General features: G+C 62.2%; 14 protein-coding genes. 12 read left to right on the forward strand and 2 right to left on the reverse strand.

Features of this window, described 5'->3' with window-relative positions; all coding sequences use genetic code 11:
- Window positions 1–41: 41 nt before the first annotated feature.
- Window positions 42–395, forward strand: a complete 354-nt coding sequence (locus J3D46_RS13400) for an Rv2175c family DNA-binding protein (protein WP_231339069.1) — start codon at window positions 42–44, stop codon at window positions 393–395.
- A gap of 123 nt (window positions 396–518) precedes the next feature.
- Here the strand turns inward: J3D46_RS13400 and J3D46_RS13405 are convergent, their stop codons facing one another.
- Together J3D46_RS13405 and J3D46_RS13410 are read right to left on the reverse strand one after the other, a co-directional pair.
- Window positions 519–1613 carry a polyprenyl synthetase family protein gene (locus tag J3D46_RS13405; RefSeq protein WP_231339067.1) on the reverse strand — a complete coding sequence of 365 codons (1095 nt, stop codon included), beginning with the start codon at window positions 1611–1613 and terminating at the stop codon, window positions 519–521.
- The gene (locus J3D46_RS13410; RefSeq protein ID WP_231339065.1) at window positions 1610–2176 is read right to left on the reverse strand and encodes a hypothetical protein; all 567 of its coding nucleotides are present in this window, start codon (window positions 2174–2176) and stop codon (window positions 1610–1612) included. The genes J3D46_RS13405 and J3D46_RS13410 overlap by 4 nt, the downstream gene beginning before the upstream one ends.
- 72 nt (window positions 2177–2248) lie before the next feature.
- Between J3D46_RS13410 and dinB the strand changes: the two genes are divergently transcribed.
- The 11 genes from dinB (at window position 2249) to ftsW (ending at window position 15897) form a co-directional block, all read left to right on the forward strand.
- On the forward strand, window positions 2249–3511 hold the full coding sequence (gene dinB / locus J3D46_RS13415; RefSeq protein WP_231339063.1) for a DNA polymerase IV: 1263 nt from the start codon (window positions 2249–2251) through the stop codon (window positions 3509–3511).
- Between the two features lie 238 nt (window positions 3512–3749).
- Entirely contained in the window at window positions 3750–4118 is a 369-nt protein-coding gene (locus J3D46_RS13420) for a DUF3040 domain-containing protein (protein ID WP_231339060.1), read from the forward strand.
- A 462-nt stretch (window positions 4119–4580) separates the two neighbouring features.
- The gene (mraZ, locus tag J3D46_RS13425; RefSeq protein ID WP_231339059.1) at window positions 4581–5012 is read left to right on the forward strand and encodes a division/cell wall cluster transcriptional repressor MraZ; all 432 of its coding nucleotides are present in this window, start codon (window positions 4581–4583) and stop codon (window positions 5010–5012) included.
- 167 nt (window positions 5013–5179) lie between these two features.
- Window positions 5180–6178 carry a 16S rRNA (cytosine(1402)-N(4))-methyltransferase RsmH gene (rsmH, locus tag J3D46_RS13430; RefSeq protein WP_231339057.1) on the forward strand — a complete coding sequence of 333 codons (999 nt, stop codon included), beginning with the start codon at window positions 5180–5182 and terminating at the stop codon, window positions 6176–6178.
- Window positions 6175–6840, forward strand: coding sequence for a hypothetical protein (locus J3D46_RS13435; RefSeq protein WP_231339056.1), 666 nt, complete (start codon window positions 6175–6177; stop codon window positions 6838–6840). The genes rsmH and J3D46_RS13435 overlap by 4 nt, the downstream gene beginning before the upstream one ends.
- A 42-nt stretch (window positions 6841–6882) precedes the next feature.
- A complete protein-coding gene (locus tag J3D46_RS13440) occupies window positions 6883–8679 on the forward strand; it encodes a penicillin-binding protein 2 (protein WP_231339054.1) in 1797 nt (598 codons plus the stop codon).
- A 102-nt stretch (window positions 8680–8781) separates the two neighbouring features.
- Window positions 8782–10419, forward strand: a complete 1638-nt coding sequence (locus tag J3D46_RS13445) for a UDP-N-acetylmuramoyl-L-alanyl-D-glutamate--2,6-diaminopimelate ligase (protein WP_231339052.1) — start codon at window positions 8782–8784, stop codon at window positions 10417–10419.
- 6 nt (window positions 10420–10425) lie between these two features.
- Window positions 10426–11916 (forward strand): UDP-N-acetylmuramoyl-tripeptide--D-alanyl-D-alanine ligase, encoded by a 1491-nt coding sequence (murF, locus tag J3D46_RS13450; protein WP_231339051.1) that lies wholly within the window; start codon window positions 10426–10428, stop codon window positions 11914–11916.
- The gene (gene mraY, locus J3D46_RS13455) at window positions 11913–13022 is read left to right on the forward strand and encodes a phospho-N-acetylmuramoyl-pentapeptide-transferase (protein ID WP_159707681.1); all 1110 of its coding nucleotides are present in this window, start codon (window positions 11913–11915) and stop codon (window positions 13020–13022) included. The genes murF and mraY overlap by 4 nt, the downstream gene beginning before the upstream one ends.
- Window positions 13004–14593 (forward strand): UDP-N-acetylmuramoyl-L-alanine--D-glutamate ligase, encoded by a 1590-nt coding sequence (gene murD / locus J3D46_RS13460; RefSeq protein ID WP_231339050.1) that lies wholly within the window; start codon window positions 13004–13006, stop codon window positions 14591–14593. The genes mraY and murD overlap by 19 nt, the downstream gene beginning before the upstream one ends.
- 2 nt (window positions 14594–14595) lie before the next feature.
- Window positions 14596–15897 (forward strand): putative lipid II flippase FtsW, encoded by a 1302-nt coding sequence (ftsW, locus tag J3D46_RS13465; RefSeq protein ID WP_231339048.1) that lies wholly within the window; start codon window positions 14596–14598, stop codon window positions 15895–15897.
- Window positions 15898–15901: the final 4 nt, after the last annotated feature.

Here is a 15901-nt window from a genome sequence, read left to right on the forward strand (position 1 = left end):
CCGGCTAGGCGCCGGGCAGGGCGGCGTGGCAACCTTGATTCGTGAGTAATGTAGAAAGCCTTGTTTCCGAATGGCTCCCGCTGCCGGATGTCGCCGAGCTGCTGGAAGTTTCCATCACCAAAGTCCACGGACTGTTGGATGAGCGTGCGCTGGTAGCCATCAGGCGGGGAGAACGGAATATCCGCTCAATCCCCGCCCTGTTTATCCAGGATGGGCATGTTGTGGACAGCTTGAAGGGAACCATTGCGGTTCTCAGCGACGCTGGTTACAACGACGAAGAGTTGATCATCTGGCTTTTCACGCCCGACGAATCACTGCGGGGACGGCCCATTGATGCCCTGCGCGAGGGGCGGAAGACAGAGATCAGGCGCCGCGCCCAGTCTTTGGCCTGGTAGCAGCGCCTTCCTGCCTCAGGGATGTATCAAGAACTGAATTAACACGATGACGACGGCGGTTCCCACCGCCGTCGTCTGCTTATGTCCTGCCCGCCCCGGTCCAGGGCGGCGTTGCGGCTTTCGTCAGGCTGCGCGGCTAACGGCAGCCTCGGCAAGCTGGCTCAGTGCCTTCAGCGGGACCTCTTCGAGCGGCAAGCGTTCCAAGGCCTCAAAGGCCTGGTTGCTCAGCGCCGCGATCAGGGATTCCGTGGCGTCCAAGGCGCCGCATTGCACGATGATGCGGCGGATTTCGGCGACATCGGATTCGCCGAGGTCGGGATTGCCCAGCATTCGGTCGAGGTAATCTGCCTCGGTTGCAGTTGCCTGGTTGATGGCAAAGCCAACAAGAACCGTGCGTTTGCCTTCACGCAGGTCATCACCAGCGGGCTTGCCGGTGGTTTCGGGGTCGCCGAAAACGCCAAGCACGTCGTCCCGCATTTGGAACGCCTCGCCAAGGGGCAACGAGAATTGCGAGTAGCTCTCCAAAAGCCTGTCCGGTGCTCCCGCGAGAGCTCCACCCAAGGCCAGCGGGTGCTCAGTGGAGTATTTCGCCGATTTGTACCGGATGATCGATTTTGCGCGGTCCACCGAACCAGCACGGTCACGTACGGGGCCGGCCACCTCTTCAAGGATGTCGAGGTACTGACCTGCCATGACCTCTGCCCTCATCACGTTGAAGATGCGCCGGGCAGGGCTTCCCGATGCAGCCCGGGGCCCTATCTCGGTGAAGGACTCCTCGCTGAAGGACAAACAAAGGTCACCGGTCAGGATGGCGGCAGCGTCCCCGAACCTGCCGCTGTCCAGAGCCCAACCGTTCATCTCGTGGAGTTGGCCGAAACGCTTGTGCACGCTGGGGCCACCCCGGCGGGTATCGGAGCGGTCGATGATGTCGTCATGGATCAGCGCTGCTGCCTGGAAAAGTTCGAGCGCACACCCGGCCGTGACTATATCGGGGTCCTCTGCACGGCCGCCGGCGCCTCTCCAGCCCCAGTAGCACATCAGCGCCCGGAGGCGTTTGCCGCCGGTGACCAGGCTCGAAATTGATCCGATCAGCGGCGAGACGTCCGGAGACACCGTTGCCATGAGGTCCTCTTGCTCCGACAGGAAGCCCTTCAATTTGCCGGCAACGCCGTCGATGAAGTGCGTCTGCTCGGTGGTCACCTGGGCCAAAGCCGTCACTTGATGGACCCGGACGCCACGTTGGCGCCGATGGTGAAGGTGGACACGCCTTCCTTCTGCCGTATGGACACGTTCACGGTCTCGCCGTCGCCACGAATGAAGTCCAGGGAAGTGACGTTGCCTACAGCTTCCGGCCCGGGGACCAGTTTGAAGCCCTGCGCCTCCAATGAAGCCTTGTAGTAGTCCACAACACCCTCCGGCGGAGCTTTGATGGTTCCCACCAGCGCCACAGTTGCCAGGGATGCGCTCTTGTCGAAGCTGCTGGAACGTACCGATGTCTTGGGCATGACCGGAATCAGCTGCTCAGGGAAGCCCGGAACCAGTGCATTCACCGTGGCCGTGGCCCCTGGTGCTGGCGTGGCCGACTCGGTTGACGCCGTTGTCTCGGGCGCGGACGTGGAGTTGGAGGCGGCCGGGGTTGACGTTGCCGAGGCCGTGGAAGCATCCGTGGGGGAGGGCGCAGCCGAACTGCCAGGGGACGGCGTGCAGGCCGAGGCCGCCACAGCGACACTTACTGCGAGCAGGGCAAACCCTCGCGATCGAGGAGTTCCAAAGAGCTTCACAGGGTATCCTTCCGGGGGCTGAGCCTGACTGTGCCTCCAGTTTAGTCAGTGGCCGGGCATAGTATTGCCGATGTGAGGCAGGAAGCATTCGGCGGCGCCCAAAGGGCCGGCCACGAGCCCGCCCGCAGTGCTGCTGAGGCCCTGCGGGAACTGAGGCGAACCAGCATACTTCACGTAGACATGGATGCCTTCTTCGTTTCCGTCGAACTCCGCAGTCGTCCGGACCTTCGGGGAAAACCGGTGATAGTCGGCTTCCCGGCGGAACGGTCGGTGGTGCTTTCAGCTTCCTACGAGGCCCGGGCCACCGGCGTGAAGTCCGCCATGCCCATGTCCATTGCCATGAGGCGGTGCCCTGCCGCGGTGGTCATCGAACCCCGGCACACACTGTATTACCAGGTCTCCGCCCAGCTGATGGAGGTCTTCGCCTCCATTACGGACCTGGTGGAGCCGCTCAGCGTGGACGAAGCCTTTTTGGATGTGGGTGGTGCGATTCGACGGCTCGGCTCACCGCTGGACATCGGCCACCTCATCCGCCGGAGGGTCCAGTCCGAACTGGGCATCACGGCATCAGTAGGAATCGCAGGCACCAAGTTCGTGGCGAAGATCGCATCTACCCGGTGCAAACCCGATGGCATCCTGCAGATCGATGCCGAAGACACCGTCCCCTATCTGCACAGCCTGCCTGTCAACGCACTGTGGGGAGTAGGCGGGAAGACCGCGGAAGTTCTAGCGCGCCTTGGCATTCGAACCGTGGCGGACGTGGCGGCTACGCCCTTGGCTTCCTTGAAGAAGGTCCTCGGCGCCAGCGGAGAGCATGTCCACCGGCTGTCCATGGGGGTCGATCCGCGGCCCGTCACACCCACCAGGCTTGAGAAAAGCATCGGGGCGGAGGAAACATTCTCAGTCGACACCGGGGATGAAGCCCTGTTGCACAGGGAGTTGCTGCGCTTATCGCACCGAACGGCCGGCCGCCTGCGCAGCTCCGGCATGTTGGCCAGGACGGTGGCGTTGAAATTGAGGTACTCGGACTTCTCCACTGTTACGCGAAGCCGGACCGTCCATGCTCCGGTGGACAGTGCGCAGATGATCTACCAAGTGGCAGTGCAGCTGCTGGAGTCGTTGGGCCCCCGGTCCATGAGCGTCCGCCTTGTGGGAGTGCGGGCAGAGCAACTGGAGCCCGTCGGCCAGACCTCCCTGCAGCTGAGCCTGGATCGACGGGACGATAATTGGCGGGCCGCGGAGCAGGCATTGGACCGGGTCTCCGAACGCTTCGGGTCCAAAACGTTGCTTCCTGCCCGGCTTTTGGAACCGGGTAAGCCTCCAGCAGGCACTTAAGGCATGTGAGGTTGGTCCCGCAAGGCCCCGGGCGTCTTTCAGAACGGCGTCCGACAAACTATCCTATTTATTACAGAGACTTAGATCGTCTGGACAAACTGTTTCCTGAACAGTCGGCCCTAAGATGCCCGCTGAACCAAGAGGGAATTTTGGGAACGATTTTCTTGGTCCGATCGTTTTGGTAACAGACGCACAGGACGCGTTATGTCCAGACGCTGGCTGACTAAAGGAGGTCGTGATGCCCCTCTCGGAGCATGAACAGAAGCTGCTTGAGCAACTCGAAAAGCAACTTCATGAGGACGATCCGAAGTTCGCCAACACCATGGGTTCGGATCCCATCCGCAGTTGGTCTACCCGGCATGTGATTATCGGCGTCCTGGGCGCCATTGCCGGCATACTCCTCCTGCTCGTAGGGGTTTCGATGCAGGCGATACCAGTGGGTGTCCTCGGCTTCGTCGTCATGGGTGCTGGCGTCTACTTCGCCACGTTGCGTGGTGCGGCCTTTGGCAAAGCCAGCAAGGGCAAGCCGGGAAAGGGTAAGCCCAAGAGCTCGTTCATGAGCAGTCTGGAAGAGCGCTGGGACGAACGGCGCCGCGACGACTCCTGACTGACACCTTTCGCCGTCGGCCGGCGGCATTGCTTCAAACACGCCCCTTGACTCCCGGGTAGGGATAACGGAAGACCCGCATTGCGGGTCTTTTCGCGTTTAACGCGTTTAAGCGGGATACGAGGCATTCGTGGGAGCCCTCCACTTTCCGCCCGTTCCTCCACCCTCCTCCCTTTGCTCCACTTCGCACCACCCGGATACGATTCCTGGCCCGGACCGGCCATCGGCAGCCGGACTTGCTGCTGCATGCCTGCCCGCACGCTGCCGGATGGCTTTTGCCCTCCACTTCCAGCCGTGGCCCCTTAAAACCGCGCCAATTCGGGGCTCGCAAATCTCAAAGTGGTGGAGAAACACCCTGTGTTGCGTTGACTGTGGGGCATTGTGGAGTAAAGTGGAGCGCATAAGAGGGTAGTGGCAGTGTTGGGAATGAGCGGGCACCTTGACTGAGGGGCGGTGGGGCCAGTGTTTCTGGGCACTCACTCGCCGCGTCTCGATGAAAAGGGCCGGATCATTCTCCCCGCCAAGTTCCGTGAGGAACTTGCCGAAGGGCTGGTCCTCACAAGAGGCCAGGAACGCTGCATCTACGTCTTCAGCCAGAAAGAATTCGAACGCATTCACGAATCCATGCGGGAGGCCCCACTGTCCTCCAAGCAGGCTCGTGACTACATTCGGGTTTTCCTGTCCGGAGCCTCTGACGAGGTACCTGACAAGCAGGGGCGTGTGACGATTCCGCCGGCGCTCCGGGCGTATGCAGGACTCGGTCGGGAACTGGCAGTTATTGGTGCCGGTACCAGGGCTGAGATCTGGGATGCCGAAGCTTGGAACGAGTACCTCAACGAGAAGGAATCAGCCTTCTCGGAAACCGATGACGACAATCTGCCCGGGTTCATCTAACCGGTCGGAGAAAGCAGCACAACCGCTTCTTGAATGGGATCTCCAGCCGCCCATCGAACAGTCTTCCTGGCTCAACTTCCCCTGAGCCAGGCCGGCGGGACGATAGGCGCGGATGGGGATCCGATTCAAGAAACAGCAGGCAAGCGATTGAAGAAAGAGGAGGCAGCGTGGAAGAGCAGGACGCGGCAAAGCCCACATCGGAGCGCCACGTACCCGTCCTCAAAGACCGCTGCATCAATCTGCTGGCTCCCGGGTTTGAGGCTGCCAGGAAGCGCGGCCAGACACCTGTGGCCATCGACGCAACCCTTGGCATGGGAGGGCACTCCGAGGCGATGTTGCAACGCTTTCCGGACCTGCACCTCGTCGGCATCGACCGCGACGAGGAAGCCCTTGCCCTGGCCGGTGCCCGCCTTGAGCCCTTTTCGAACCGGACGGATCTGGTACATGCCGTATACGACGAAATTGACGACGTGCTGGCGGACCTTGGAATCCCTGAGGTGCACGGCATCCTGATGGATCTTGGCGTGTCATCCCTGCAGCTGGACGAGCGTGAACGTGGGTTCGCCTACTCCTACGACGCCCCGCTGGATATGCGGATGGACACCAGCCGCGGCCAGACCGCCGCCGATGTGGTCAACAACTACAGTGAAGACGAACTGGTTCGCATTATCCGTAAGTGGGGCGAAGAAAAGTTCGCTGGACGTATCGCCAATAGGATCGTCAACGCCCGCGCCGACAAACCGTTCGCTACTACCGGCGAACTTGTGGAGCAGATCCGCAGTGTAGTTCCTGCCGCAGCCGCGAAGAGCGGTGGGCATCCCGCCAAGCGCACCTTCCAGGCTTTGCGGATTGAGGTCAATGAGGAACTCGATGTCCTGGAACGCGCAGTCCCGGCAGCCGTTGCCGCGACAGCCATGGGAGGCCGGATCGTGGTGATGTCCTATCACTCGCTGGAGGACAAGATCGTGAAGTCAGTCTTCCAGGCCGGCTCCAAATCCTCGGCCCCGCTCGGTTTCCCCGTGGAACTCGAAGAACATAAACCCGAACTGAAGACCATCACCAAAGGCACTGAAGTGCCTACGGCTGCAGAAATCGCCGAAAACCCCCGTGCGGCGTCCGCCCGTTTGAGGGCCGTGGAGCGCATCAAACCAAGGAGAGACGCATGAGCAACGCCGCAGCGAAGACACTGCCCTTCGTGGTGGGCAATACGGCCCGTGCGCTGCCGGCTCCCGCAGGCAAGCCCGATACCGGCCGCAAGGCCCGCACTCCGCTTTCACTCGTGCGCAGCGCGCCGGGCAAACGACGGACACCCTTTGTGGTGCTCTGCTTCGTGGCTATGGCGGCGGCGCTGCTGACGGTCCTCGTCTTGAACATCTCGGTTTCCACTGCCCAGTATCAGTTGGTGCAGCTCAAGGCCGAAGCGGCCACCTTGAACAAGGAAAACCAGGACCTGACACAGAGGAAGCAGAATTTCGAGGCTCCCCAGAATCTGGCAGCGAAGGCTGCAGAATTGGGAATGGTCCCGTCCACTGTTAAGGGACAGATCGATCTGAAGACAATGACCGTCACCGGAAAGGCGACGCCTGCAGTTAAGGGAGACAATCCCGGAGCGCAGCTTGCCCCGCCTGCCGTGGCGGGCATGCTGGATGTGGTTCCGTCGGTGACTACCAAGGATCCGCTGGAAAACTTGAAGCCGGTTACTCCGGCGGCGCCGGCAGCAACACCGGCGACTCCGTCAGCAGCACCGACGACTCCGGCAACTGCACCGCCGGTCGAACTCAATGGGGGATCGGTCCCGGCCCCCCAGCAAAAGGCACCCGGACAGTAGTCCACCAGTCCACTGACGCAAGGCCAGCAGCAAGGAATCAACGTGGCTCAGAACCCCGGCACATCGAAAAAACCGAAGACGCCGGCGGCAAGAAAGCGGTTGCGGGTTGGTCTTGGCATCATGCTGACGCTGCTGCTGGTGGTGGGCGGCAAGCTCTTCATGGTCCAAGGCCTGGATATGGGCGGGATGGCCGAGGCGGCCTTGGCTAAACGCCTGACGCCCCAGGTTCTGCCTGCAGAACGCGGGCAGATTGTCGATGCCAACGGCACCGTCCTGGCCAGCAGCGTCATCCGCTACAACCTCGTGGTGGACCAAACCGTCAACACGGGAACCGCGACTTTCCATCGCTTCAACGACAAAACGGAAAAGCTCGACGAGATCACCCGTGACCAAGGGATTTCCGACTTGGCTGCGCTTTTGGGTACTGACGAAGCCAAAGTACGTGAGGCGCTGACCGGTGAGAAGCAGTATTTCGTTGTGGCCAAGGACATCAAGCCGGAACTCGAGGATCGAATCTCCAAGCTGTACATCCCTGGCCTACGCGCCGAAGGTGTCAGCAAGCGCGTCTACCCCAATGGCAGCGTTGCCGGCGGCGTGGTGGGCTTCCTCCAGGACGGAACCACAGGCCAAGCGGGCATCGAACAAACCCAGGATGAGGTCCTCCGTGGTGTTGAAGGCAAGCGGGTCTTTGAGATCGGCGCTGACGGCCTGCGCATTCCAGTGGCCACTGACGAGCTGACTCCCGCCGTGGACGGCAGCGACGTCAAGCTGACCATCAACACGGACATCCAGTACTTCGCGCAGCAGGCCATCCAAAGCCAGGTGGACAAGATGAATGCCGAGTGGGGGTCCATCATCGTGATGGACGCCAAGACCGGCAACCTGGTCGCTTTGGCTGACACCAATGCCCCGGATCCCAACGATCCCGGAAAGGTCGATGCCAAAGACCGTGGCGTTCGATCCGTAACGGCCGCGTATGAGCCCGGTTCAGTGCAGAAGATGATCACCGCTGCGGCAGTCATTGAAGAAGGCAAGTCCTTCCCGTTGGATCACTACACGATTCCCCCTTCCTACACCATCGACGGCCAGACCTTTACTGATGCCTTCGAACACGGCACTGAGGAACGCACGCTCGCTGGGATCCTGGGGTGGTCCATGAACACCGGTACCGTGATGGCCGGTAGCCGGCTGACCAAGGAGCAACGGTACGACTGGCTGAAGAAATTCGGTATCGGTGAACAGACCGATATCGGCCTGCCCGCAGAAGCCACCGGCATCCTGGCCAAACCCGAGCAGTGGGACGACCGCCAGCAGTACACGGTTCTCTTTGGGCAGGGCGTTTCCCAGTCGACCTTGCAGACAGTGCGTGCCTTCCAAAGCATCGCCAATAACGGTGTCATGCTTCAGCCCCGGCTCATCGACAGCTACATCACTCCTGAGGGCGAGGAACAGAAGGTTGCCGCCAAGGATTCCCGCCAAGTGGTGTCCAAGGATACTGCCCAGCAGGTCCGGGACATCCTGGAGAGCGCTGTGACCGAGGGGCAGATCAAGGACGCGGCAATCGACGGCTACCGTGTCGGCGCGAAGACAGGAACGTCGCAGGCGCCCCGTGAGGACGGGCTTCCAGGATTCGACGGCTACACGGCCTCCATGGTGGGTATGGCACCCATGGACGACCCCCGCTTCATTGTCGAGGTAGTGCTTCAACGACCCAAGGGAAACATCTACGGACTCACCAACGGGCCCGTGTTCCGTTCGGTCATGGCACAAGTGCTGCGGACCTACAACGTGGCGCCGTCCACGGGAACACCCGCGCGCCTGCCCCAGTTCGTCAAGTAAGCTTCTTGGGCGTCTGTTTCGGCCAAAACTCGATCAACCACTAACGGCCCGGGCGCCGCTGGCCCCAGGCCGGTCGTTCCACGAGCACCAACGGAGAACCACGTGTCAGAGCACAATGAGGCAGCTAACAGCGCCACGACGCCGGATACCGGCAGGTCCGTCTTCCGCCCCGAATCCGTGGCCGCGGTGCCGTTGGCCACGATTGCGGAGGCACTTGGAATAGCCGCACCGGAGGGCAACCACAACAGGGGAGTGACAGGCATAACCCTCAACTCCAGGGCCGTGGAATCCGGCGACCTCTATATGGCCTTGCCAGGCGCTTCGCGCCATGGTGCCGACTTTGTTCCCCAAGCCGTCGCCGCCGGTGCCGTGGCCGTGGTCACGGACGACGCCGGGGCACGCCAACTGGCGCTGGCCGGCGAGCAGCCGGTTCCGGTGCTTATCGTGCAAGAGGCGCGTACCGCCGTCGGACCTTTGGCTGCGCTGATCTACCGCAGCCAGCCGGCGGAAGGCGGGTTCCCGTCCCTGTACGGTGTCACCGGTACCAACGGAAAGACCACCACGACCTACTTCATCAACTCGCTGCTGCGTGCTCTGGGCAAGACTCCGGGACTCATTGGGACCATAGAGATCGTGGCTGGCGGTGAGCCTATCCCGAGCCTCCTGACCACCCCGGAGTCCACGGATGTCCATGCCCTGCTGGCTCTGATGCGCGAACGGGGCCTGGAAGCCGCGTCCATGGAAGTCTCGTCCCACGCGATCTCCTACCACCGTGTGGACGGTGTGATGTTCGACGTCGCGGGTTTCACCAACCTCACCCAGGACCATCTGGACCTGCACGGCAGCATGGAAGAGTATTTCCGCACCAAGGCGGAACTCTTCACCGCCAGGCGGGCCCGCCACGCTGTTGTCACAGTGGACGATGACTGGGGGCGCAAGCTCGCGGAGCTGGCCGATATCCCCGTCACTACCCTCTCGGCCAACGAGGCCACCGCCGGGTCCGACTGGCACGTCGCGGAAATCACTGCCCGAGGGCTCGGCTCCGCATTCGAACTCAGGCACGCCGACGGACGCGTGCTGCGCGTCCACACGGGCCTGCCTGGAGCCTTCAACGTGGCCAACGCTGCCTTGGCCACCCTCATGGTCCTGGCGTCGGGCGTTGACGAACAGACACTCCAGTCGGCCTTGGACACCCACGATCCTTTCACGGTGGCCGTTCCCGGGCGCATGCAGTTGGTCTCAACTGAGCCAGCCGCAGTTGTTGATTTTGCCCACAATCCTGATGCTTTGGCGCGTGCGCTCGAAGCCGTACGCTCGCCACAGGAGGGGTCCCGCGTCATTGTGGTCTTTGGTGCAACCGGCCAGCGCGACCAGGGCAAGCGGCCCACCATGGGTGCCATCGCTGCGCGCCTTGCCGATGTGGTGATCGTCAGTGATGACGATCCCCACGACGAAGACGCGGCATCAATCCGCGCCGAAGTCCTGCAGGGTGCCAGGGCAGCCCGGGATGCCGAAAAGCTGGGCAGCGACATCATCGAGTCCCACCCGAGGGACGCCGCGATCCGGCTGGCCGTTGAGATGGCCACTGCCAACGACACCATCCTTATCGCCGGACGTGGCCACGAAGTGTGGCAAGAGGTCAAAGGCGTGAACCTGGCACTGGACGACAGGGTCGAGTTGCGCGCCGCCTTGACATCCAAGGGATTCAGCGTTTCATCGGACCAGCGGATAGAGTCCTAAACCGAGATGATTGCACTTACTGCGGCGGAGATCGCCGACATCACCCATGGCCGATTGACCGGAGCTACGGACATCGCGCCCACCTCCGTCGTCACTGATTCACGGGAAGCGACGCCCGGTTCGCTCTACGTTGCCAAGCCCGGCGAGCACGCCGATGGCCACGACTTCGTCGAGGCTGCCTTCGAACGCGGCGCCGTACTGGTCCTCGCCGAACGTGAAGTGACCGACGCTGGCGGAAGCCCCTTTCCCGCCGTCGTAGTCGATGATGCCGTCCTGGCAATGGGTGCCCTCGCAGCGGAATGCGTCCGTCGCATCCGTGCTGAACGCGCACAGCGCGGCGAAGACTTTACGGTCATTGGCATCACCGGATCGGCCGGTAAGACGACCACCAAGGATCTCTTGGCCGGTGTGCTTTCCGTGGCCGGTAAGACGGTGGCGCCGCAGGGTTCCTACAACGGTGAAGTGGGCGTGCCCTTGACGGTTTTCGCCGCCGACGCCGATACCCGCTACTTGGTCATCGAGATGGGTGCCACAGGCCTTGGCCACATCAAATACCTCGCAGACATGGTGAAGCCGGACATTGGCGTTGTCCTGGTGGTTGGTACGGCACATGCCGGAGAATTCGGCGGGGTTGAGAATATCGCCACTACGAAGGGCGAACTCGTTGAAGCCCTTGGCGAGCACGGCACGGCTGTGATCAACCTCGATGATGGCCGCGTAGCTGCCATGCGCTCCCGGACCAAGGCCAGGATCCTGGGGTTCACGGCAGCGCCCGCCACCACCGAAGAGGTCGAAGCGCGCAACGTGGTGGTCAATGCCCAGGGTTTCCCGGACTTTGATCTCGTGTTGCCCGACGGCGGCCCTGCCGTTGAGGTGCGAAGCCGCCTGATCGGTGGGCACCATGTAACCAACCTGTTGGCCGCGGCGGCAGCTGCGTTCGCCGCCGGCATCCCGGCCGCCGACATTGCGTCCTCCCTCAGCTCACAGTCGGCGGCAAGCCGCTGGCGCATGGAGCGGACTGAACGCGAAGACGGCGTCACCATCATCAACGACGCCTACAACGCCAACCCGGAATCAATGCGGGCAGCGTTGCGCACACTGGCAGATCTTGGACAAGGCCGACGGACCTGGGCTGTGCTTGGAGCCATGCTCGAGCTCGGGGAGGACTCCATCCGCGAGCACACCGCAGTGGGCACGCAGGTAGTCCGGTTGAACATCTCCAGGCTTGTGGTGGTGGGACGCGAAGCCAGGGCCCTCTACGTCTCGGCCATCCAGGAAGGATCCTGGGGCGATGAATGTTCGTTCACCGAGACTGTCGAAGAAGCCTACGAGCTCCTGCAGAACGAGCTCGAACCCGGTGACCTGGTGTTGTTCAAGTCCTCCAACGGGGTAGGGCTGCGGCATTTGGGTGATCGGATAGCATTACCTCCACGGGCCGAGCCCACCGGAGACAACGCGGCTGAAGCTGCCGCAAGCGAAGGGAACGAGCTGCTGTGATTGCACTTTTGATCGGCGCCGGCGTCGCCCTTCTGGTGGCCCTCATCGGGACGCCCCTGTTCATCAAGTTCCTCGTGGCCAAGAGCTACGGGCAATTCATCCGCGACGACGGTCCTACATCGCACCACACCAAGCGTGGAACGCCGACCATGGGCGGGACCGTTGTAGTTGCGGCCGTGCTCATCAGCTACTTCGTGACGCACCTGATCATGTGGATGATGAACCCGCGGTCCCCTGGACCGTCCGCGTCAGGACTCCTGCTGCTGTTCCTCATGGTGGGCATGGGTTTTGTGGGCTTCCTGGACGACTACATCAAGATTTCCAACAAGCGCAGCCTGGGCCTGAACGCCCGGGCAAAGCTGATCCTCCAGGCTGCCGTCGGAATCATCTTCGCGGTGCTGGTACTGCAGTTTCCCAACGAGGACGGACTTCGGCCGGCATCCACCCAGATCTCGTTGGTGCGGGACATCCCTTGGCTGGACCTGGCTTTTGGCGGGACAGTGCTCGGCGCGATCCTCTTCGTCGTATGGTCCAACCTGATCATCACTGCTGCCACCAACGGCGTGAACCTGACCGATGGCCTGGATGGCCTTGCTGCGGGCGCGTCCATCATGGTCTTTGGCGCCTACACCATCATGGGAATCTGGCAGAACAACCAGGCCTGCGGATCACCCAGGGAAGCAGGAAGCGGTTGTTACCAGGTTCGTGACCCCATGGATCTTGCCCTGTTGGCAGCGATCCTCAGTGCAGCCTTGGTGGGCTTCCTCTGGTGGAATACCTCGCCGGCCAAGATCTTCATGGGGGACACGGGATCCCTGGCGATCGGCGGTGCCGTGGCAGCCTTCGCGATTTTGTCACGCACGGAACTCCTGCTGGCTTTCATCGGCGGCCTGTTCGTCCTGATCACCCTTTCGGTCATCATCCAGGTGGGCTTCTTCAAACTCAGTGGCGGCAAACGGGTCTTCAAGATGGCGCCACTTCAACATCACTTTGAACTGAAGGGCTGGGCGGAAGTGACAGTGGTTGTCCGCTTCTGGATCCTCGCCGGCCTGTTCGTGGCCGCCGGCCTCGGAATTTTCTACGCTGAATGGGTGGTACTGCTGTGAACGGAAGCCCGGAGACAACGCCGTCGGCCGCCGACAGGCTCAGCGAACTCACCAGCTGGGACGCTGACTGGAGCGGCCTGCGCGTGGTGGTGACGGGAATCGGCATGTCCGGCTTCTCGGCAGCTGACACCCTCATCGAACTCGGTGCCAAAGTGGTGGTGGTGGACGCAGCCACCACGCCAAAGGCCAAGGCGCAAGCTGACACCCTGAAAATCGTGGGCGCCGTTGAGGTGCTGTTGGGGGAGGACGCGGTCAATGCCCTTCCCCTGATCGACGACGCTTTGCCCGAGCTGGTTGTCACGTCGCCGGGATGGCGGCCGGACCAGGCCCTGTTGGCCGCCGCCAAGCGGAAGCACATCCCCGTGTGGGGCGACGTTGAGCTTGCTTGGCGCCTCCGCGTCCGCGCAGGACGCAAGACAGCTGACTGGCTCACCATTACGGGCACGAACGGCAAGACCACCACGGTGGGCATGACCGAATCCATGCTGCAGGCAGCCGGACTCAAGGCAATCGCGGTCGGCAACGTTGGAACGCCGATCCTTGACGCACTCCGGGATCCGGTGGACTACGACGCGTTCGCTGTTGAACTCTCCAGCTTCCAGCTGCATTGGAGCCATTCCCTGTCACCAGTGGCAAGTGTGTGCCTCAACGTTGCTGAAGACCACGTGGACTGGCACGGGTCCTATGCCTCGTACCTGGCGGACAAGGCCAAGGTGTATGAGAACACCCAAAAGGCGGCCATCTACAACGCCGAACAGATCGAAACCGAACGCATGGTGGAGAACGCGGACGTCGTTGAGGGTTGCCGCGCCATTGGGTTCACCACGAATACTCCAGCTATCAGCATGCTGGGTGTGGTGGACGGACTGCTGGTTGACCGCGCGTTCATTGCCGAGCGCAAAGACTCCGCCGCGGAGCTCGCCGCTATGGCCGACCTCGGGCCTGTGGCGCCGCGCCACATGGTGGCCAACGCGTTGGCGGCCGCGGCCTTGGTACGTGCATACGGCATAGAGCCAACGGCGGTAAAGCAGGGTTTGGCCAACTACCTGCCGGGCGCCCATCGCATCCAGGTGGTCGCCAAACGGAACGACATCCTGTGGATCAACGACTCCAAAGCCACCAATCCACACGCTGCATCCGCGGCGCTCTCTGCCTTCCAACACGTCGTGTGGATTGCGGGTGGGCTCTCCAAGGGTGTCAACTATGACGACCTCGTCAAAGAACACGCCCGCCGCCTGAAGGCCGTTGTCCTTATTGGGACCGATACCGAAGCGCTGGAAGGCTCCCTCCAGCGACACGCACCGGATGTCCCCGTGATAGCGCAAGCCAAGGGCGACACTGGGATGGTGCAGACCGTAGCCGGCAACGCCGCCTCGCCCATCTACGGCGAGGCCATCATGGGCCAGGCCGTGGTGTCGGCGGCCGAACTGGCCACGCCAGGGGACACCGTCCTGATGGCACCCGCGGCTGCATCCATGGATCAGTTCTCTTCCTACGCTCACCGCGGCGATGCTTTCATCCAGGCAGTTCGCGAGCTTGTGGAAGGGCAGGCAACGACCACCGAGGAGTAACAATGGTCAGCACGCCCACCCGCACCCGCGGCAAAGACCCGCGGGACGGGAAGCCCAAGGCTTCGGTGCGGGCGCCCAAAAAGCCTTCCGGGCTCCGCCGACACCTGCGAGGCTTCTGGGAAAGCCTTGAAGGCAAGAGCAAAGCCCCCAACAGCTCCACGTACTACCTCATCCTGGGCTGTGCCCTGGCGTTGACTGCCATTGGCATCATGATGGTGTTGTCGGCCTCGAGTGTCGAGGCGATCTCCGAAGGGAAGTCGCCCTACGCGGACGCCCTGAAGCAGGCGATGTTCGGGGTGCTCGGAGCAGCAGCCATGTACGTGATCTCGCGAACCAACGTGAACTGGATGAAGAGGTTGTCCTGGTGGGCTCTGGGTGGCGTCGTGGTACTCCTGGTCCTGGTCCAGGTCATGGGCAACACCGTCAACGGCAACAAGAACTGGATCGACGTCGGCGGAATAACGCTCCAGCCCTCGGAGATGGCCAAGCTGGTCCTGTGCGTATGGATTGCTGCAGTACTGGCCCGCAAGCAAAAGCTCCTGCACCGTTGGTGGCATGTCATCATTCCCGTGGTGCCCGGAGCCGGCCTGGTGATTGCGCTGGTGATGCTCGGGAACGACCTCGGGACAGTGATCGTCATTGCGGCCATCACGGCGGCAGGCCTCTACTTCGCCGGGGTTCCGGGCAAGATGCTGGCCATAGCAGGGGCCGTTGGGGCAGTGGGTGCCGTGCTGGGAACCATCAGCAGTGCGAACCGCATCTGCCGCATCACGTCCTGGTTGGGCACAGCGTCGGCCTCCTGCACCGATAACTTCGACTTCGACTTCCAGTCCACCAACGGCATGTACGGCCTGGCGCAGGGAAGTTGGACCGGGCTGGGCCTTGGCCAAAGCCGGCAGAAGTACAACTGGCTTCCCGAAGCCCACAATGACTTCATCTTCGCCATCATCGGAGAAGAGCTTGGACTCGTGGGAACCCTGGTGGTGTTGGTGCTCTTCGCAATCCTGGGCATCGCCATTTTCCGGGTAGTGGTCAGGCAAACGGACCCGTTCCAGCGAACACTGGCCGGTGGCATCATGGTGTGGCTCCTGGGACAGGCAAGCATGAACATGGCTGTGGTCACCCAGCTCCTTCCGGTGGTCGGTGTGCCGCTCCCGTTCATCTCCTACGGAGGCTCAGCCCTCGTGATGTCCCTCTGTGGCGTGGGCGTAGTGTTGTCCTTGGCCCGAGGCCAATTGCCGCCCCAGCAACGCCCCCGGTTCCTGCCGCGCCGTTCTCCGAAAACCGCACGAAAGCGTACATAGCACT

Origin of the sequence: Paenarthrobacter sp. A20 (assembly GCF_024168825.1) — a bacterium.
In the GTDB taxonomy this organism is placed as follows: domain Bacteria; phylum Actinomycetota; class Actinomycetes; order Actinomycetales; family Micrococcaceae; genus Arthrobacter.

Bases quoted from the DNA above. Each gene is read 5' to 3' on its own strand.
- murD (WP_231339050.1), top strand. From the start codon at position 13,004: ATGGGTGGTACTGCTGTGAACGGAAGCCCGGAGACAACGCCGTCGGCC.
- J3D46_RS13435 (WP_231339056.1), top strand. From the start codon at position 6,175: ATGAGCAACGCCGCAGCGAAGACACTGCCCTTCGTGGTGGGCAATACG.
- J3D46_RS13420 (WP_231339060.1), top strand. From the start codon at position 3,750: ATGCCCCTCTCGGAGCATGAACAGAAGCTGCTTGAGCAACTCGAAAAG.
- murF (WP_231339051.1), top strand. From the start codon at position 10,426: ATGATTGCACTTACTGCGGCGGAGATCGCCGACATCACCCATGGCCGA.
- ftsW (WP_231339048.1), top strand. From the start codon at position 14,596: ATGGTCAGCACGCCCACCCGCACCCGCGGCAAAGACCCGCGGGACGGG.